Source organism: Chlorogloeopsis sp. ULAP01, from assembly GCF_030381805.1.
Lineage (GTDB): Bacteria > Cyanobacteriota > Cyanobacteriia > Cyanobacteriales > Nostocaceae > Chlorogloeopsis.
The window spans coordinates 357,192-375,241 of sequence record NZ_JAUDRH010000008.1 but is presented as its reverse complement, the minus strand read 5'-3'; the positions used below and the strand labels follow the sequence as shown (position 1 = coordinate 375,241).

At 40.7% G+C, this 18,050-nt stretch carries 16 protein-coding genes and 1 pseudogene; 10 read left to right on the top strand and 7 right to left on the bottom strand.

The window, feature by feature from the left end:
- Positions 1-296 precede the first annotated feature (296 nt).
- Positions 297-809 (bottom strand): annotated as a pseudogene (locus QUB80_RS35260) (glycosyltransferase); the annotation flags it as partial.
- Between the two features lie 359 nt (positions 810-1,168).
- Positions 1,169-2,482, bottom strand: a complete 1,314-nt coding sequence (locus tag QUB80_RS18460) for a calcium-binding protein (protein WP_289790968.1) — start codon at positions 2,480-2,482, stop codon at positions 1,169-1,171.
- 1,325 nt (positions 2,483-3,807) lie between these two features.
- Between QUB80_RS18460 and QUB80_RS18455 the strand changes: the two genes are divergently transcribed.
- Both QUB80_RS18455 and QUB80_RS18450 read left to right on the top strand, forming a co-directional pair.
- Complete coding sequence (locus tag QUB80_RS18455; protein ID WP_289790967.1) at positions 3,808-4,425, top strand: hypothetical protein; 618 nt, start codon at positions 3,808-3,810, stop codon at positions 4,423-4,425.
- A gap of 117 nt (positions 4,426-4,542) precedes the next feature.
- Entirely contained in the window at positions 4,543-5,247 is a 705-nt protein-coding gene (locus QUB80_RS18450) for a class I SAM-dependent methyltransferase (protein ID WP_289790966.1), read from the top strand.
- Positions 5,248-5,258: 11 nt separating this feature from the next.
- Here the strand turns inward: QUB80_RS18450 and QUB80_RS18445 are convergent, their stop codons facing one another.
- Positions 5,259-5,807 carry a TetR/AcrR family transcriptional regulator gene (locus QUB80_RS18445; RefSeq protein ID WP_289790965.1) on the bottom strand — a complete coding sequence of 183 codons (549 nt, stop codon included), beginning with the start codon at positions 5,805-5,807 and terminating at the stop codon, positions 5,259-5,261.
- Positions 5,808-5,898: 91 nt separating this feature from the next.
- Between QUB80_RS18445 and QUB80_RS18440 the strand changes: the two genes are divergently transcribed.
- Entirely contained in the window at positions 5,899-6,300 is a 402-nt protein-coding gene (locus QUB80_RS18440; RefSeq protein ID WP_289790964.1) for a DUF5367 family protein, read from the top strand.
- A gap of 79 nt (positions 6,301-6,379) precedes the next feature.
- Here the strand turns inward: QUB80_RS18440 and folE are convergent, their stop codons facing one another.
- Positions 6,380-7,030 (bottom strand): GTP cyclohydrolase I FolE, encoded by a 651-nt coding sequence (gene folE, locus QUB80_RS18435; RefSeq protein ID WP_289790963.1) that lies wholly within the window; start codon positions 7,028-7,030, stop codon positions 6,380-6,382.
- 94 nt (positions 7,031-7,124) lie between these two features.
- Positions 7,125-8,201, bottom strand: a complete 1,077-nt coding sequence (locus QUB80_RS18430; RefSeq protein WP_289790962.1) for a CobW family GTP-binding protein — start codon at positions 8,199-8,201, stop codon at positions 7,125-7,127.
- Between the two features lie 481 nt (positions 8,202-8,682).
- Here QUB80_RS18430 and QUB80_RS18425 point away from each other — a divergent pair, with 481 nt between their 5' ends.
- From QUB80_RS18425 to QUB80_RS18410, 4 genes are all read left to right on the top strand, one after another.
- Positions 8,683-9,294 carry an HD domain-containing protein gene (locus QUB80_RS18425; protein WP_289790961.1) on the top strand — a complete coding sequence of 204 codons (612 nt, stop codon included), beginning with the start codon at positions 8,683-8,685 and terminating at the stop codon, positions 9,292-9,294.
- 85 nt (positions 9,295-9,379) lie between these two features.
- Positions 9,380-10,702, top strand: coding sequence for a serine/threonine protein kinase (locus tag QUB80_RS18420; protein WP_289790960.1), 1,323 nt, complete (start codon positions 9,380-9,382; stop codon positions 10,700-10,702).
- A 273-nt stretch (positions 10,703-10,975) separates the two neighbouring features.
- Complete coding sequence (locus QUB80_RS18415; protein WP_289790959.1) at positions 10,976-11,275, top strand: hypothetical protein; 300 nt, start codon at positions 10,976-10,978, stop codon at positions 11,273-11,275.
- Positions 11,276-11,434: 159 nt separating this feature from the next.
- Positions 11,435-12,340 carry an MvdC/MvdD family ATP grasp protein gene (locus QUB80_RS18410; RefSeq protein ID WP_289790958.1) on the top strand — a complete coding sequence of 302 codons (906 nt, stop codon included), beginning with the start codon at positions 11,435-11,437 and terminating at the stop codon, positions 12,338-12,340.
- A gap of 158 nt (positions 12,341-12,498) precedes the next feature.
- On the opposite strand, the gene tftA is transcribed toward QUB80_RS18410, so the two are convergent.
- Positions 12,499-13,851: a hormogonium tapered terminus morphoprotein TftA gene (tftA, locus tag QUB80_RS18405; RefSeq protein ID WP_289790957.1), complete on the bottom strand. Its 1,353-nt coding sequence runs from the start codon at positions 13,849-13,851 to the stop codon at positions 12,499-12,501.
- A gap of 144 nt (positions 13,852-13,995) precedes the next feature.
- Here tftA and dnaG point away from each other — a divergent pair, with 144 nt between their 5' ends.
- Together dnaG and QUB80_RS18395 are read left to right on the top strand one after the other, a co-directional pair.
- Positions 13,996-15,942, top strand: coding sequence for a DNA primase (gene dnaG / locus QUB80_RS18400; RefSeq protein ID WP_289790956.1), 1,947 nt, complete (start codon positions 13,996-13,998; stop codon positions 15,940-15,942).
- 137 nt (positions 15,943-16,079) lie between these two features.
- On the top strand, positions 16,080-16,565 hold the full coding sequence (locus QUB80_RS18395) for a hypothetical protein (RefSeq protein WP_289790955.1): 486 nt from the start codon (positions 16,080-16,082) through the stop codon (positions 16,563-16,565).
- Positions 16,566-16,748: 183 nt separating this feature from the next.
- Here the strand turns inward: QUB80_RS18395 and QUB80_RS18390 are convergent, their stop codons facing one another.
- Positions 16,749-16,901, bottom strand: a complete 153-nt coding sequence (locus QUB80_RS18390; protein ID WP_289790954.1) for a hypothetical protein — start codon at positions 16,899-16,901, stop codon at positions 16,749-16,751.
- A 365-nt stretch (positions 16,902-17,266) separates the two neighbouring features.
- On the opposite strand from QUB80_RS18390, the gene cysE reads away from it, so the two are divergent.
- Positions 17,267-17,986, top strand: coding sequence for a serine O-acetyltransferase (cysE, locus tag QUB80_RS18385; protein WP_289790953.1), 720 nt, complete (start codon positions 17,267-17,269; stop codon positions 17,984-17,986).
- Positions 17,987-18,050 lie beyond the last annotated feature (64 nt).

The window sequence follows — 18,050 nt, the reverse complement described above, 5'->3', positions numbered from 1 at the left end:
TTATCTGCCCAAAAAACCTTCCCTCGACATCTACCCCAAAGACTTACCTGCCCTACCTCCTGCTGTTTTTTAACTCTGTCGAATTCACGTTGAAGTAGAGCCACTGCTTCGATAAACTGGGGAAAGCCCCGGTACGGTTCCATACCCCGCGCCACGTAAGTAACAATTTCTTCTGCATCGGAAAGGTCTAGATTGATGCGGGGAAGAACTAACTTTGCTCCTGGCTTGGGACGAAAGAAATTAGTATCAATTCCATCATGAAGTACAGTAATTTTACTGTGATAGTCCAGAGGAAATTGTTGGCGTTGCCAATAGGTAGGAGAAAGACCGCGATCGCAACTATATAAATCTATCAAAATCGGAGCATTTTTGAGGCGAATCCGGGCTTCGTCATCAGCAGTGAGTGAGTCGGTTGGATCAAAGTCGGCATCAGTGCCATGAGCATGGTAAAACCACTCAAAGTAGCACAGTAGTTTGGCTTGGGGAAAAGCATCTTTCATCAATAGAGTTGGCCCCCAACCAGAATGACCATAAACTACATCTGGAATAAATCCCCGTGCCTTGAGTTGTTCTGCCATCCGATAAACTGCTTGACCTTGAAGAACGGCGTTTTCCAAGGGTCTGACATAGTGGTGGGTTTCCGGGCGGGCTTCTCGTTTAGGAGTATAGATAGCTTTGGTCACACCGGGCAAGCTACCATCACGACGAGTAGTACCAAAGACGACTTGGTTTTGGTTATCTCTAGCCAAAGCTGCTGCCACATGACGAAATTGGGCAGGAAAATTAGGGTGTAGAAATAAAATTCGCATCACAATATTAGACTTCTTACAGAAGTCAAGTAAAGGGACAAACTTTAAGCTCTAATCTTGTCCCGTCTTAAAGTTTTTGCACCTCAGCTAAACCATATCTGGTTTGCAAATATCAAATTTCTGCAACTCTTGCGGCGAACTAGTTGCGCTGGTGAAGCGTTCTAGTATTAATTATCTTGCTATTTGGCTCCTGCTATCCCCCGGCAGGGGACAACAGGAGTAAAATAGAGACACAATCCGAAGAGTAGCTCAGTAAGTTATGGAGACTCTGTAGCTGCTCTGTTAGGTTTGGGGTAACTTGTCAGACGTCTTTTACTTGGCTGTTTCCCAAGTGAACTACCTGGCTAGTTGCCCATTTTTTAACTAACAAAATCTGCCTCTGTAATTAAGCTGGGATTGACTCCAACCAAAGTCGCGAGGATTTCGCCTGTAGCAGTATCTGTGAGTACAGTATTATTACCGCTACCAGTAATTGTCAGTGCCTCAAATCCTAGTTCATACTCTAGGAAGTCGATACCATCCTGGAAGTCGGTGATTCTATCCCCTTGAGGAGCAGGTACCGGTGGATCGCCAGGATCTGGTGCTTCAAATCCCGTGGCTACCAACACAAATACGTCACTGCCAGCACCGCCAGTCAGCGTGTCACCTGCAACTTGACCTTCAAGGTCTTCTCCGCCAGAGAGGGTGTCATTACCAGCTCTACCGAAGATGCGATCGGCACCAGCACCACCATCAAGGTAGTCATCACCAGCTTGACCATCAAGGGTATCATTGCCAGCTAGACTTTCAGCGCCCTCGCCGTCACCTAAGATGGTGTCATTACCACCTCCACCTAAAAGGGAGTCAGCATCTTCTCCACCGTCTATCAAGTCAGCTTCAATTCCGCCAGTGATTGTTTCTAAGCCCGCACCACCCAAAAGAGTGCTGGGGCCTGCTCCACCATCAAGGATGTCGTTGCCGTCACCACCATCGAGAGTGTCAGCACCGTCACCACCTAAAAGGGTATCATCACCACCATAGCCATAGAGAACGTCATCGCCATTTCCACCAACGAGGGAGTCATTGGCACCAGCGCTTAAGCTGTCAGCATCACCGTAAAGGGTATCATTGCCATCTCCGCCCAAGATAGTGTCAGAGCCAGCCGCACCCAAGGTGTCATCACCTTCAAGAACATCATTACCAGCTAATCCATTCAGGAAGTCATTACCAGATCCGCCTTCAAGGGTGTCACCTTCAGTCAAGCTATTGCTACCAACTAGCGAATCATCACCAGCCTCACCGTTAACGAAGCTCTTACCATCGGGATTATTCTCAATTGTTAGAGTGTCATTCCCAGCTCCGCCTAATAGAGTATCCTCGAAGCCACCAAAGATCCAATCATTGCCAGGGCCACCATCTAGAAGGTCTTTGCCATCGAGAACATCGTTGGCGTTCTGCCCCCCATAGAGGGTGTCAGCACCGTTCTCACCATACAGAGAGTCCTCGCCTGCATCCCCAAAGAGTCTGTCGGCACCGTTTCCACCAAATATGGTGTCTTTATCATCTCCGCCTCGGAGTAGGTCAGCACCGCCAAGGCCAAAGAGTTCGTCTTCACCGGCAAAACCTTGGATTGTATCAGCGTTATTGGTACCTTGCAGGGTATCCTTATCCGGTGTTCCGTTGATTCTTGCCATTAACTAATCCTTGTTTTCAAACAAAATTTACCTAGCTAACTTGAGCGTGCTAGATACACGATTCCAAGTCTTGCTAATTGGTTGTTGCAACTCTCACCACCACCCCTCTCCCAAACTTAGGAGAGGGGTACCAAAGGCATGGTGAGAACATATAGTAGGAAATCATCAAACAGACTCTCCGTCAGATCGCAATCAAGCATTTACACGCATCCTTATTACAATTTTGACCTGCCACCTTGTTAAGATGAGGTTTTTTAACCAAGTTGCAGTTTTTACGAAGCCAATGAAAAAACCGACTAAAAATAAATAACTGTTTGACAATAGTTATTTATTATTCTTTAGTCACAAATAGATAAAAGACATATCTCTCCAATTTTTTCGGGATAGATATATAATGTCTTTATGAGTTGTAAGGTTTTCTAGGCTATTAAATATGACTTTTCAGCTTTTGATATGAGTTATAAAGTGGTATCTCATAAAATTGCGACTTTCTTGTTAGAGCAACTAAAATCCCAGATTTTAGAATTCAAAACAATATTGGGCTTTAAGAAAAAACGGTAAAAAGCCAGGATTTAATTGCGCAATTCCAAACATTAAAGTTGCACAACTCAAGACATCAAAACCACAACCAGAACAGCTGTACGCAATCCCGAACATCTGAAATCACAGATTTGATGATATAAGTTTTGTAGTTTGATAAACTTTTAACATAAGTATTATCATATCCAATTATGTTATCATAATTAGCCTCAATACTCTATCTTTGACCGCAAGACAAAACCCTCCGGTCAAATTAAATTTAACTTTTAGCGGTGCTTAAGATAATTACGTAGATTATTTTTAGCTTTTTAAGATTACATTTGGATTATTAAAACCTATGTAAAAAGTTTGTTTGATTGGGGCATATTTTGTGTTTTTTGAATCATGAGAATATTCTCATACTAGTACTAAAAGTTGTCAATGTACTTTACTTGAATGTTTACAAGAAAGCAGATAACGGTATACAGATTATTTATATAACAATAGATAATTATAGTTTTTTATATTCCTAAAGGTAGTTGTGTATCTTTCAGTTTTACTCAGTTTGCTTCGTAGTAGCTTGATTGCTACGGAATGGATAATCAATATAAATGTATAAAGATGTAAAGAATGATTATTATCTATCTTGGGATAGATGTATTTTTTCTACTTTTAGCAATTACGGTAATGACATCCTACTCTAGGCAGAATTTAGAGATATATGGCAAACCTGATTAACTTCATCTGTGGGAGGTTGAGGTAGTTACACTAATGTGTGATTGCAATAGACGGCAAAACTTAAGCTTATGAAGTTTTTCGATACGGTTGCTATTGTTTGCGATTCTTCAATGCTTGCGCCTGCGAATACACTTCGTGCCTTCTTAGAGCAAATGTGTCTGCAAGTAAATTTGCACCACTTGATACAACATCAACAAGCGATCGCCTTCTTTGCAGATGAAGCGTGCAAGTATGAGTATTTAGTTCTCTGCTGTCACGGCACAGGCAGTGAAGAATCAGAGATGATGATTCGGATTGATGTGAGTAAACAAAAGGACGGCAACCCAGAGCGTGATGATGGATGGGAAAGAGCTGTTGTAGCGCTACGCCCCTCAAATATTCCGCAATTGCTTTACAATTTTAAAGGTCATATCCTTTCGCTAGGCTGCGGTTCTGGGCGTGAACCTTTTGGTAAGGCGTTCTTGGCAGCTGGATGTCAAACCTTTATTGCTCCGCAAGAACTTTACTTTAGCACAGAGAGCGCATTGCTATTTGCGATCGGTTTTTTCTATCATCTCTGTGCTGAGGATCGCCAGTTTGATCGAGCAAAGCTGGAAGTTGCTGAGGCAGCGACTCTAGCTCAACAACTCGATCCGCGATTTGCTATGGGTACTAAAGCTTTCAGAATCTACAAGCGTGAAGAGTAAAGCGAGACAAATGGTTGCGTACTAGTACGGTAACACTGCGGTGGGGAAGCAATTGAGAGGTTATCTGTGGTGATAAGGTTAAAATAAATTTCGCATCCTCTACAAAAAAATTTCTCAATGGCTCAAGCAAATCTCTTCGACTTCGATAAAAATAAGTCCTTGCCAGTCAGTGATTACGATGTTAAAGCAAGGCAACTTGTCCCTGGTTATGAGGCAATTTTCAATATCATGTTTGCATGGTTGCAACAGCGCTTGCCAGATCGAGCAAATCTCCTAATTGTTGGAGTAGGTGGCGGAATGGAACTTAGCGTATTTGGATGTGAGACACAATGGAAGATGACTGGGGTTGATCCATCTACTGAAATGTTGAGTGCAGCAGCAAGTAAAGTAGAAGCATTAGGTCTATCAGAGCGAGTTGAGTTGATTCAAGGAACAGTTGATGATGTTCCAAAGACTGCTCTTTTCAATGCAGCGACATCAATTTTGGTAATGCACTTTCTTCCAGACGATGGGAGCAAGTTATCTTTCTTAAAGCTGATTAATCAACGCCTAGAAAGTGGCTCACCATTGTTTCTTGTGGACTTTTGCGGTGAGAGAAACTCAGAACAATTTAATCAAATATTCTCAGCTTGGAAATGCCATGCTATTCATGCAGGAGTTCCTGCGGAATTCATTGAAGAGCAATCAGAAAAAATATTACCGAATCTTCCATTTGTACCGGAGAGGCGTGTTACTGAATTATTGAGTGAAGCAGGTTTTACTAAAATTGTGCAATTTTACAAAGCATTAACGTATAACGGATGGATGGCGATCAAATCTTGAATAGATTTAAGCTACCGTAGGGTTTCTGTAAAAGCCTTAATGGTTTGTTGTCCACGTTGTGCATTTCCCGTAGTCAAAAAGTCCAAGATAGCACCCTGAAATAAGTGAAATAGTGACAAAGCAACAGTTTTGTCATTTGTAAGCTGAGATAGTGAATCTACCCATTTTTGGCTCTCTTGCTCCAGAAAATGCTGTGTTTCTGCGTCGCCTTGAATTGCACGCTGATTTAGCTCCATCGCCAGTTTTAGCAAGCCATGCATCTCTGGTGAAGTCAAATGTCTCCACATTTCGAGCAGAGGTTCTGCAAGACAGTCTGTTTCTTCAAGTGATACGCCTTGAAATGTCCATAATTTTTCTCGTAAGCGCGTTTCCAAAAGACTGATGATTTGTTGTTCTAATTCGTGTTTTGAGCCAAAGTGGTAAACAAGCATTCGTCCGCTAGTGCCTATTTTCTTGGCGATCGCGTTGATACTGGAGTCCAAAGCTCCTACCTTGATCGCAGCAGCTAAACATCGTTCTAAAAGCTCTTCCTTTTTTTGAGGTTCAATTGGTCGGTTCATAAGTTGACAGTTAACGTAATTGCTATTACATTAATCATTAACGTAATGACTATTACATTAACACGGTTCATTTATAGAACGAAAAATTACCATGAACACAAAAGACAGAATTAGCTTCGTCTTTCTGGGCTTTATCATCTGGGTGGCGGGAACGTTAGTTTACCGTATGGCTGGTTCGTACTTCTTTGAAGGTTCTTCTATTGAATATTGGATCAACGTGATCATTACAGGTATTTTGTATTCTGCGGTGTCTTTGGGACTTATGAAAGGATGGCGCATTGAGCAAAAAGATTGGTTGCAGGCTGCAATTTGTATTGCTTTACCTGGGATGCTGGGTGAGATTCCTATTCTCTCTAGCTTTTCCGATCTAATGAGCAATATGCAACCCGCAACAGCAGGGCGGTATGCAGCCTTCTTATTTGGGGGCTATTCGTCATTAATTAGCTTTGCTTGGTTAATGTCCGCAAAAGCAAATTTGTCGCTTACACCTTGAAGAATAATCAGTGGTGATTGCCTCGGTTGTAGTATCGGATCGCATTAGTTTTACCGAGGCGTGGCTGGAGAAGGGAAAGTTACTTAAATTTAGTATTGTGCAGAATTAAGTTCATAAATTCCTCACGGGTACGTGCGTCGTCTGCAAACACACCTCGCATCGCGCTAGTAACAGTCCAAGAACCAGGTTTCTGTACGCCGCGCATTACCATGCACATATGAGTTGCTTCCACTACCACTGCTACCCCTTGAGGTTTGAGTAATCCTTGCAGTGCGTCTGCAATTTGTAGGGTAAGACGCTCTTGCACTTGCAAACGTCGTGCATACATTTCACAAATACGGGCTATCTTGGATAATCCAATCACTTTTCCATTCGGAATATATGCTACATGAGCGCGACCAATAATCGGCAGAATATGATGCTCGCAGGAACTAAAAATATCGATATCCCGAACTAGCACCATTTCATTAGCATCTTCTGTGAATACTGCGCCATTGAGCAGTTCATCTAAAGATTCATAATATCCCTTGGTGAGAAACTGCAAAGCTTTGACTACTCTTTTAGGGGTATCTTTTAAACCTTCGCGATCTGGATCTTCTCCTAAGCCAAGCAACAAAGTCCGCACAGCCTGCATCATTTCAGCTTCTGTTACTTTTGACTTTTGCTGAGTAGATAATGACGACAATACTTCTGATGCAGAATTTAGTTCAGGAGGAATCGATAGAGTCATTTTTTGATTTTTTGGAAGTTTTTTACTAGTGAAAATTTAGGACTTTTAATTGCTATTTCTGAGTTAATTATATTAGAAAATAGCACTATTCCAATTATGACAAACATTCATTGATTAAACTATGAATTTTACTAACATCCAAATCTCGTCCAATTAAAACTAATTGATTTTTAGGTGTAGTTTTCCATTCATCTGCATCTAATTGATAGCGTGGGCCGCTCAGTTGAAAAATGTGCCGTAAAGGACTGTCGCTGAACCAAAGAATTCCTTTAGCACGAAAGATGCTTGAAGGCATTTTTTCTGTGAGAAAAGTTTGAAATTTTTGGACATCAAAGGGGCGATCGCTTTGGAAAGATACAGAAACAAATCCATCATTTTCTAAATGGTTGGAGTGGTGTCCATGATGATGGTGATGGTGGTGATGATGTTCGTGAGTGTCTTCATGATCGTGATGTTCGTGGGCGTGTTCATGATGATGATGTTCGTGGGTATCTTCCTCAATTTCGGAAGTATACTCATCTATTGGAGTCAGATTCACATCTAAAATTAAAGGCAATGGCACTTGACCATATTGAGTATGCAGGATTCTTGCTCCAGCTTTAATATCCTGAATATAAGTTTCTAATTCTTTTAATTTTTCTTGGGTTGCAAGGTCAGTTTTATTTAGCAAAACTACATCTGCATAAGTTATCTGTTTTAAAGCTGCTTCACTTTCGTAATGGGTAGGAGTAAATGCTTCTGAATCTACTAGAGTGATGATAGAATCCACCCTAGTTAAATCTCTCAGTTCTGTCCCCAGAAAAGTGAGGATAATTGGTAGAGGATCAGCAACACCAGTAGTTTCAATCACAAGATAATCAATACGGTCTTCTCGTTCTAGAACTCGATAAACAGCATCGACTAATCCATCGTTAATAGTACAACAAATACAGCCATTGCTCAGTTCTACCATATCCTCATCCATAGATATGAGTAGCTGACTATCTATATTAATATCACCAAATTCGTTAACCAGAACGGCAACTTTTAAATTCTGCTTATTCTTGAGAATTTGATTGAGTAGCGTGGTTTTACCACTGCCCAAAAATCCTGTAATTATAGTAACTGGCATTCCCCACTTGGGAATATCGAGTATTTCAGTCTTGGTTTGGGTTTCTGTTGAAAAAATCATGGTTTTCTAGAGATATTTAGTGAAATTGAATCAATTTATCTGTCTGTGTTTAAATGAAACTTATACAGGTAAACGATGCTGTGCCAAACAGTGGAATTGCAAACAAAACTTATTGCTGTAACTAAATCTGCTTGCAGTCTTGATATTTAGATGTAGCTTTTGCACTGCTCTTGCCAAGATGTTTGCACAAAAATGGCTAATTTGCAGGAAATCCTCACTGCTTGGCAGATTCAAGCTTAAGTTGGACTGGATCGAGGAAGTAAGCATATACAGTAACGATAATCGTTATCATGATAACCTAAAAAAAGTTTTTTGAGAGGTGATTGACAATAGAGATTAATAAGACTGCGAATGTAATACTTTTTGAAACGGTTGAAACAGGATGTGATAAACTGGCAAATTTGTTGTTCAGCTCCCGAACTTTTCAAAAAAGTCTGGGATCTATAACCTCGTTGATATAACCATGTTTGGTGATTAGCAGATGAGTACAACGCAGTCTAATCGACTGACTAAACAAATTCAATTCATCATCGAGATTGACAAGCTCAAGCAAATTCTGCGTCAAACTCTGCTTACAGATGCTTCACGTCAGGAAAACAGTGCCGAACATTCTTGGCATATTGCGGTGATGGCGATCGCATTAGCAGAATATGCTCCTGATGGGGTTGATATATTTCGTACTATCAAAATGCTGCTTATTCACGATTTGGTAGAAATTGATGCGGGTGATACCTTTTGCTACGATGTTGAGGGTAATTGTAGTAAGACAGACAGAGAAACTGAAGCAGCCAAACGTCTATTTGGACTTTTGCCCGCAGATTTGGGAAATGAGTTGCGTTTTCTGTGGGAAGAATTTGAAGCAAGTGAAACACCCACAGCTAAGTTTGCCGCAGCATTAGATCGCATACAGCCATTATTGCATAACCAACAAACTCAGAGTGGAACTTGGCGCATTCATGGTGTAACGCGCGATCGCGTGATGAAGCGGATTGCTCCTGTAGAAGTAGGTGCGCCCGAACTATGGCCTTTTGTTCAAAAATTAGTTGAAGGCAGCGTTGCGGCAGGTTATTTACAAGATACTCCCACAGCTTAACCTTTTGTTGAGGTGATGGTGCATACAAGCATACTCCTGTTTTAAGAATTACATTAGAATTACGTCCTTTACTGGAGTAGTTGCCATGCTGGAAGCGGGAGACATATTACAGGAGCGCTACCAACTCAAGCAAAAATTAGGACAAAATGCAGGGCGTCAGACTTGGCTGGCTGAAGACTTAGCAACTGAGCCAAAAGAACCTGTTATTGTAAAGCTCTTAGCTTTCGGCGATCGCTTTCAATGGGAGGATCTCAAGCTTTTTGAACGGGAAGCGGATGTACTGAAAAACTTAAGCCATCCCCGCATTCCTAAGTACCGTGATTATTTTTCTATTGATGATCGCATTCTCTGGTTTACTTTAGTTGAGGAATTTATCCCCGGTTCATCTCTAAAGGAATTATTAAATCAAGGACGAAAATTTTCTGAACAAGAGGTGCGAAAATTTGCTGCTGAGGTGTTAGAAATTCTCAATTATTTGCACTCCTTGATTCCACCTGTTCTCCACCGTGATATTAAACCAAGTAACTTGATTTTAGGTGAAGACAATCAAATTTACGTAGTTGATTTTGGTGCAGTGCAAGATAAAGCCACTGCCCAAGGAGGCACATTTACAGTAGTTGGTACTTATGGATATACTCCTATAGAACAATTTGGTGGTCGAGCAGTTCCTGCTTCTGATCTTTATGCTTTGGGAGCATCCTTAATTCATTTGGTTACAGGTACTGCACCTGCTGATTTACCACAGCGAAATATGCGCATTCAGTTTAGCGATCGCACTAATTTGAGTCCTCAGTTTGTGCGCTGGCTAGAAGGGATGATAGAACCAGACGTTGAGCAAAGATTTAAAACAGCTAGCCAAGCTTTAGAAGCTCTCAACAGTCGCCTTGTTTCTCAATCCTCATTCTTAGTTTCTCAACCTCACGGTAGTCGCATTCAACTTAAGAAAACTGCCAGTCAACTAGACATCAAAATTCCTGCTAGAGGGCTACAATTTTCAGACGCTTTTTTAATAGCTTTTTTGACTTTCTGGTATGGTTTTCTGATATTAACTTCAAGATTTGCCTTCTATCCGTTTTTACTACTTCATTGGCTAGCTGGCTTACTACCACTCAGTATGCTAATATTTCCTAGTTTTGGAGAAGTTTACATTTGTTTTCACCATAATAATTTTTTTATAGAATGGAAATTATTTGGTAAAATCTATCGACAAAGACAGGGAAATACTGCCGCTATTCATAATGTTTCTATCAGCAGAGAATCAATTTCTGTTAATAACAGACAATTGATGACTATCACTCTTGAAGCTGGTGCAGAAAAATATAAGTTTGGTGCATTTAGTCCTGAATTAGCTGATACAGAACGTAAATGGCTGGTTCGAGAAATAAAAGAATGGTTAGGGCTACAATAAATATTATCAATTGTTAAGAAATCTTTCATCAAGTTAAGTTTCCCGATTTCTTAAAGAAGTCGGGAATCTATATTTTTAAACTATATTGAATTGTTAAGATATTAATACTTCGTAAAAAGGAAATATTTATTTCATATCTATGTAATTTAAATGGCTTGAAATTGAAATATATACATTTTTATATTAGATTAAAATAAGTCTTAGAAAATAAATATAAACCCTATTCAAGATACTTTTTAATGTATCGATTAATTAACATTTTTGGAGCTTTTTATGCGACACCCATTTGATTTAGACATTTCAGAACTAAAATCTTTGAATTTAGAAATTGAAGACATAAGTAACGATGAAGCCGAGAAAGTATCTGGCGGCGTTGATGCTACAACTTTAGCAATAGGTGAGGAAGGTGGTGGCGAAGTTACAACCCTCGCCTTAGGTGAAGAAGGTGGTGAAATGACTACCGAAGCCTTAGGTGAAGAAGGAGGAGGTCAAGTTAGTACCAAAGCTTTAGGTGAAGAGGGGGGTATAATTCTCACAAAAGCTTGGTTTGAGCACGGTGGTTTTTGCTTTTGAATCATCTTAAATTCTTCTTGAGACCTTGGTTTAATACCACTATATATGGGCTTATTTTTTTAGAAAAATTCCTTATTTTTTCTAAACTATGAAATTGCAGCATTTGATTTATCATGCTGCAATTTTATTAAATAAATATTTTTCTAAATCTTTTTAAAGATGAATATTTTAATTTTGGGTAATTCTCAAGATGCTCATGCCTCAGCTATCAAAAACGCTCTCATAGAGGCAGGAGTAATGGCGGATTATTTAGATACGTCTTTATTTCCGACTCAGTTACGTATATCGTGGGAACCAAGCAACCAAACAGGATGTTTAATATTGCCAGAAGGACGCAGACTAGAACTTCAAGATATTCATAGTGTCTACTGGCGGAATTTTCCTGGAGTTTCTGTGCCAACTTTACACGATCGCCATCAGCAGCAAATAGCCATCAATGATTCAATGAGTACTTTGCGATCGCTCATGCAATCTTGTCAGCCACGTTGGGTAAATTCTTGGCAGGCATACCAGTTTCACAAAGAAAAACCTCTTCAACTGAGTAAGGTGAAAAAAATAGGAGTGACAATTCCCCAAACTCTTATTAGTAACGATCCGGACGAAGTGATTAATTTTATCCAATCCTTAGATAAAGTAATATTTAAGCCTGTGTATGGAGGCGCACACACCAAACTAGTCACAGCAGATCATATGGAACCAGAACGATTGAGTTTAGCTCTCAGTGTTTCTCCTGTAACGATCCAAGAATATATTCCAGGTACTAATATTCGTAGCTATGTAATTGATAAGGCAGTTTATGCAGCTGAGATTTGCAGCAGTCAGTTAGACTTTCGCCAAGATATGGAAGCTGAGTTAATCCCCATAGAATTGCCTGCTGGGGTGCAACAACAATGTTTAGATATTGCTCAAGCATTGATGCTAGAGTGGACAGCGATTGATTGGCGTCGTAGGCATGACGGAGAATACTTTTTTCTGGAAGCAAATCCTAGCCCAATGTTTTTGCACTTTGAGCGGCAAACAAGATTTCCCATTACTCAAAAGTTAGTCGAACTGTTGATGCATTAGTAGTTAAGTAGAAGGCAGATGGCAGATGGTAGAAGGAAAGTTTTTTTCATTCGTTATTGGTGTACGCAATTCAGTAAGGGCTACTTAATTAGCTATTTTTCAACACGACTGAAATCCCTGTATTATTTTACTGTTCCCTGTAACCTGTTCCCTTCTAACTACATAAATCCTGCTGATTCATACAAGCGTTTGAGCATTGCCATAATCTTATCACCGTAATCTAACTCTGCTGACCAGCGTCCTGATAGCTGATCTATTAAGGGAGCAACACCGCGTGTAACAAAGCGAAAGCGCGGATCTACTACTTCCTGTACTAAGGGTTCTAAACTAGCGTAAGCTTTTAAGTGTTGAATATGCGCCCTTACACCAACTCTAGCACTTTCAAAAGACGCCGCTTGTGTACCACCACCAATAGTTCCTAAGCCTGCAAAATTATTTTGTTCAGGTTTGATATCATTTCCAAATCGTAAAAACCCAGTTTCTACACACATTTGGCAGAAGGCAATGTCATAGTTTACTCCTTCTATGGCGGCTTCTTCTCGATAGAGTTTTGCTATTTCAGGAAACTGTACTAAAGCATTTTCATTGTTGCTTTTAAGAAATATCTGTAACTGCACTTCCGAAGTATAACCTGGCGACATGACACGATCGATTTGACCAGGACAAATTACTAAATTGGAGCGTAAAGTAACTGTACGAGTCGTATTATCCCAACTAACAGAAATATTAAAATCCCGCAGTTCAATAGCTTTGATATAAACAATTCGTCGATAGGTGATACGACGGATGTTAGATGATTTCGACAGATCTATTCGTAAGCAATCTGCTAAGTCAATCGGAATATAAGCATTACCATTGACCAGTATCCCTTGCTCGGTATACTTTTGCCCGTTAATGTTGATATTGATAGGCGGAAACTTCGGTTCCTGTTCTTCTGCTGAACCAGGATCGATAGTGCGACTCCAAGCTGCTAGTGCATCAGCAATACCAATGGCAAAGTCGCGACGGCGAGATTGCAGCAAAGAGCGATCATCTGGGCTGGATAAAAAACCAACTTGCATCAATAAAGAAGGTACGGTGATTTGGCGACAGAATGCCAAACTGCCCAAACCCGAATTAGTATCAGACTTAACCCCACGATTAGGTAATTGGGGAACGCGACGTAACAATCCTACCAAAAGTAAATCGGCATTAATCTTGCGCTCATCGTTGTTGGCAATATAAAAAACGCTAGCCCCGCGAACTTCCGGGCTGCCAGCCGCATCCGCATGAATTTCTATCGCTACATCACCTCGACGAGCACGAGAGTTTATCCATTGGATAGTTTGTTTGGCACTTAAATCATCAGGAACTGCCAAAACACCAAGATTCCGCGCCCGTAGTTCCGTTACAATTAAATCGCGCAGCAAAATCATTTCCTTAGCTTCGGTTGTACCACCCGCGATCGAGCCTGGATCAAGTTTTCCTGCTTCTTTGCCTCCGTGTGCTGCTGAAATAAAAATACGTCCCATTTTTAATATTTCCTCTCTAAAAGTCAAATGTAATATTTTTTACAGATTATTTTGGATCGGGAACAAGAATATAATAGCCATTAGAAGTCATTAGTCATTTGTCTAAGTTTAAATGACTAATTACCAACGGCTAATAGCTAAGTTATGTATATTCCCCGTTTACACCCAGACACTGTAGAGGAAATAAAACAACGAGTTGATATCTATGATGTGATCTCGGAACACGTTGTTTTACGCAGGCGGGGGAAAGATTTTGTCGGTTTATGTCCCTTCCACGAAGAAAAAACTCCTAGTTTCACCGTTAGTTCCAGCAAGCAAATGTATTATTGCTTTGGCTGTCAAGCGGGAGGAAATGCGATTAAGTTTTTGATGGATTTACACAAGCATTCATTTTCAGAAGTAGTGCTTGACTTAGCACGGCGTTATCAAGTACCCGTGCAAACTCTAGAACCCGAACACAGACAAGAATTTTCCAGGCAACTCTCGGAGCGATCGCAACTCTATGAAATTCTCGCTTCGGCTTCAGCGTTTTATCAACACGCTCTCAAGCAAAGTCAAGGAAAATTAGCTCTTGAATATCTGCGAGAAAAACGCCAACTGACAGATGAAACAATTGGGCAGTTTAATTTAGGTTATGCTCCTGCTGGTTGGGAAACCCTTTATCGTTATTTGGTAGAAGATAAACGCTATCCCGTTCAGCTAGTAGAAAAGGCTGGTTTAATTAAACCCCGCAAAGAAAGCACTGGGTATTACGATGTGTTTCGTGATCGCATTATAATTCCCATTCATGACATGATGGGACGCGCGATCGCTTTTGGTGGCAGAAGTCTGGGAGATGAGCAACCAAAGTATCTCAATTCACCGGAAACTGAACTTTTTCAGAAAGGTAAAACTTTATTTGCACTTCATCAAGCCAAAGCTGGCATTTCTCAACTCGATCAAGCGGTGGTGGTAGAAGGATACTTTGATGCGATCGCTCTCCACGCAGCTGGAATTAACAACGTTGTCGCATCTCTCGGTACTGCCCTCAGCTTAGAGCAAGTGCGTTTAGTATTGCGCTACAGCGACTCGAAACAATTGATACTTAACTTTGACGCCGACAAAGCCGGAACGATCGCCGCCGAAAGAGCGATCGGAGAAATTGCCAACTTAGCATACAAGGGCGAAGTACAGCTTAAAATTCTGAATTTGCCTGATGGCAAAGATGCGGATGAATACTTGCTTGCACGCAGCCCAGAAGATTATCGCCAACTGTTGGCAAGCGCCCCTTTGTGGCTAGATTGGCAAATTCAGCAAATTGTTAAAAATCGGGACTTAAAACAGGCTACTGACTTTCAGCAAGTCTCACAACAATTAGTAAAATTACTGAAAAATATAGAAAATAGTGATACGCTGAATTACTACGTATCTCATTGTGCAGAAATATTAGCTCTGGGCGATGCAAGACTCTTACCCCTAAGAGTAGAAAATCTCATCACTCAAATTGCTCCACAAAATAGCTATAGCTCTCCATCAGCCTATCTTCCTCGTCCAAAACAGCCTAGAATAGCCTCACAATTATTTACACAGGAAAGTAAAAAAACTACACCAACACTAGAAAAAAGTCTTTTAGAACAAGCAGAGGCTTTATTATTGCGAATTTACCTGCATTGTCCCGAACAACGTCAATTTATTACTGACGCCTTAGAAGAGCGAGATTTACAATTTAGCCTTTCCCATCATCGATTTTTGTGGCAACAAATTTTAGAAATTTCATCTGTTCCTTTGGAGCACGAGCTAATATCAACAGTTCAAGATAGATTTCTAGAGTTTCCTGAAGAAATAGAGTTAGTTTCCCATCTGTTTCATCTCAACGAGAAAAGCCAAAAAGAAATTCTGCGCACTCCTCAAGTAGTACAAGCAGCGATCGCTTGTATGGAACGCGTGTTACGAGAAAAGCGGTATCGTCACTTTTTGGAATTGTGGCAGCAAACCGATCCAGAACAGGAGCCAGAGCGCTGGCAATCATATTACCAAGCTTTTTATGCCGAAAAACAGCGCTTACAAGAATTAGATCGGCAACGACTATTTTCTCTGCCAGAGTTATTGTGAGAATGTGTCTGTTGTCAGCTTAGTTGCTGTTTTGCCAAAAATAGAAATAATTTCTATAAAATCCGAAACTGAAAATAGTTGGACTGTAGGTAACAACTACAAAGCAACACACCTCTCTCAAGAGAGGATAAACAACTATGATTCACCATATTTCAATTGCAGTTAAAAATCCTCAACACGTTGCTAGTGTGTTGGCAGAAATTATACGCGGCAAAGCCCTTCCTTTTCCTCCCGTTCCCGATAGTTACATGGTACTAGTAGGAGATGAATTTGGTTCATTAATTGAACTTTACCCCTTGGGTGCGGAACTCATCCCAGATGCATGGCAAGGACAAGCAGGATGCCAAATTAATGAGCATCCTTCTAACTACACATCCGTTCATGCAGCAATTTCTGTTCCCAGTAGTTTAGAGGAAATTGAACAAATTGGCGCACGGGAAGGATGGCGAGTATTGCCGTGTAACCGTGAGGGCATATTCGATGTTATCGAATTTTGGGTTGAAAACCGCCTGATGCTGGAATTTCTGACTCCTGTGATCGCGCCCAAGTACCTCAATGCCTTCAGCCCAGAGCAATTAGAACTGTTTGCAGAGCAATTTGCTATGGCATATGTACGTAAATAATGCAGATCAAGAATAGTTGAGCGGTAGATGCTTGATTTTGTGCCTACCGCTCTTAATTGTTCTTCTACACAAACTTTTTTAGTCTTGTCCTAATACACTCTAAAATCCTACTGTTAGTTAAAATGGAATTACGATCTGTAGGGGCATCCAATCGCTAAAGGTAGACTCCGCTAAAATCTTCTTTTAAAGGCAGATCCACTCAGCTTCCCATACTATTTTCACTCCAATCACGCCTTTAATGGAACTGACTAAATTTATGCGATCGCCTCTACCTGCATTGAGACACTGCCTAAAACTTGAGGAATCTAACTGCAAAAATCCGTGCTGACTCTGCACTACACCTGCACGGCAGACTCGTCAGAATTTGTTATAGATCAGGCTCATTTACAGGTTGCTTGTTAGCAATCTCGCTCATCGCCAGAGAAAACTTAATACTACGGTTCATCGATTATTTTTTTGTATTTTGCGAAGCATGAACTTTTTTCTGATTAGTAAATGTGATAGCATCCGATTAATCATCTAAAATCTATAAAACTATCGGTTTACCGTAGTTTTATAGATGATTCCCTATCAAGAAACGGGTTTGGTTTCCAAGATTGATAATCTGGAAAATAATATTTACCTGAAAAGATCCGATTTCAACGTTATGGGGAACTTCCGAAAACTGTAGCCTTGCCAAAAAATCATCATTGAAGTTGAGTATGCTGCTAACTGATTTGCGAACAATTTACGAGCGCGATCCTGCTGCCCGTAACTGGGTGGAAGTCTTGTTCTGCTACCCTGGACTTCAAGCTCTAATGTTCCATCGAATAGCACATTGGCTGTACAAAAGGGAAATACCTTTTATCCCACGATTTATTTCTCAACTCAGTCGGTTTTTCACAGGCATCGAAATTCACCCAGGAGCAAAAATTGGCAAGGGTGTATTTATCGATCATGGGATGGGAGTAGTAATTGGTGAAACGGCAATTGTGGGCGATCGCGCTTTGATATACCAAGGTGTTACTTTAGGCGGTACTGGAAAAGAAAGCGGTAAACGTCATCCCACTCTAGGTAACAACGTAGTCGTGGGAGCAGGTGCAAAGGTATTGGGTAATATTCAAATTGGGGATCATGTCCGCATCGGGGCGGGTTCTGTGGTGCTGCGCGATGTACCCAGCAATACTACTGTAGTTGGAATTCCCGGACGTATCACTCGTCAAGACAAGCTAAAAACCGATATTTTGGCTCACAATCAGCTGCGTGATGTAGAAGCTGAAGCGATCCGAGCTTTATTTGAACGGGTAAAGGAACTAGAAAAACAAATGGAGCAGCTGGAAACTAATTTACATCTGTCTAATACTGATGTATGTGTAGGCAACGAAGTTAAATTCGATAGTGATTTGGTGATTGAAGAGTTTCTAGATGGAGCAGGAATTTAGAGGGGATAAGGATTGGGTACTGGTGACTGGGGATTGGGAATTTATGGAATACTGAACAGCTGAT

What these genes read in the sequence shown, in the direction of transcription:
- QUB80_RS18420 (WP_289790960.1), top strand. Translation starts at nt 9,380, where the DNA reads ATGCTGGAAGCGGGAGACATATTACAGGAGCGCTACCAACTCAAGCAA.
- QUB80_RS18395 (WP_289790955.1), top strand. Translation starts at nt 16,080, where the DNA reads ATGATTCACCATATTTCAATTGCAGTTAAAAATCCTCAACACGTTGCT.
- dnaG (WP_289790956.1), top strand. Translation starts at nt 13,996, where the DNA reads ATGTATATTCCCCGTTTACACCCAGACACTGTAGAGGAAATAAAACAA.
- QUB80_RS18455 (WP_289790967.1), top strand. Translation starts at nt 3,808, where the DNA reads ATGAAGTTTTTCGATACGGTTGCTATTGTTTGCGATTCTTCAATGCTT.
- QUB80_RS18460 (WP_289790968.1), bottom strand. Translation starts at nt 2,482, where the DNA reads ATGGCAAGAATCAACGGAACACCGGATAAGGATACCCTGCAAGGTACC.
- QUB80_RS18445 (WP_289790965.1), bottom strand. Translation starts at nt 5,807, where the DNA reads ATGAACCGACCAATTGAACCTCAAAAAAAGGAAGAGCTTTTAGAACGA.
- tftA (WP_289790957.1), bottom strand. Translation starts at nt 13,851, where the DNA reads ATGGGACGTATTTTTATTTCAGCAGCACACGGAGGCAAAGAAGCAGGA.
- QUB80_RS18440 (WP_289790964.1), top strand. Translation starts at nt 5,899, where the DNA reads ATGAACACAAAAGACAGAATTAGCTTCGTCTTTCTGGGCTTTATCATC.
- QUB80_RS18410 (WP_289790958.1), top strand. Translation starts at nt 11,435, where the DNA reads ATGAATATTTTAATTTTGGGTAATTCTCAAGATGCTCATGCCTCAGCT.
- cysE (WP_289790953.1), top strand. Translation starts at nt 17,267, where the DNA reads ATGCTGCTAACTGATTTGCGAACAATTTACGAGCGCGATCCTGCTGCC.
- QUB80_RS18450 (WP_289790966.1), top strand. Translation starts at nt 4,543, where the DNA reads ATGGCTCAAGCAAATCTCTTCGACTTCGATAAAAATAAGTCCTTGCCA.
- folE (WP_289790963.1), bottom strand. Translation starts at nt 7,030, where the DNA reads ATGACTCTATCGATTCCTCCTGAACTAAATTCTGCATCAGAAGTATTG.
- QUB80_RS18425 (WP_289790961.1), top strand. Translation starts at nt 8,683, where the DNA reads ATGAGTACAACGCAGTCTAATCGACTGACTAAACAAATTCAATTCATC.
- QUB80_RS18430 (WP_289790962.1), bottom strand. Translation starts at nt 8,201, where the DNA reads ATGATTTTTTCAACAGAAACCCAAACCAAGACTGAAATACTCGATATT.
- QUB80_RS18415 (WP_289790959.1), top strand. Translation starts at nt 10,976, where the DNA reads ATGCGACACCCATTTGATTTAGACATTTCAGAACTAAAATCTTTGAAT.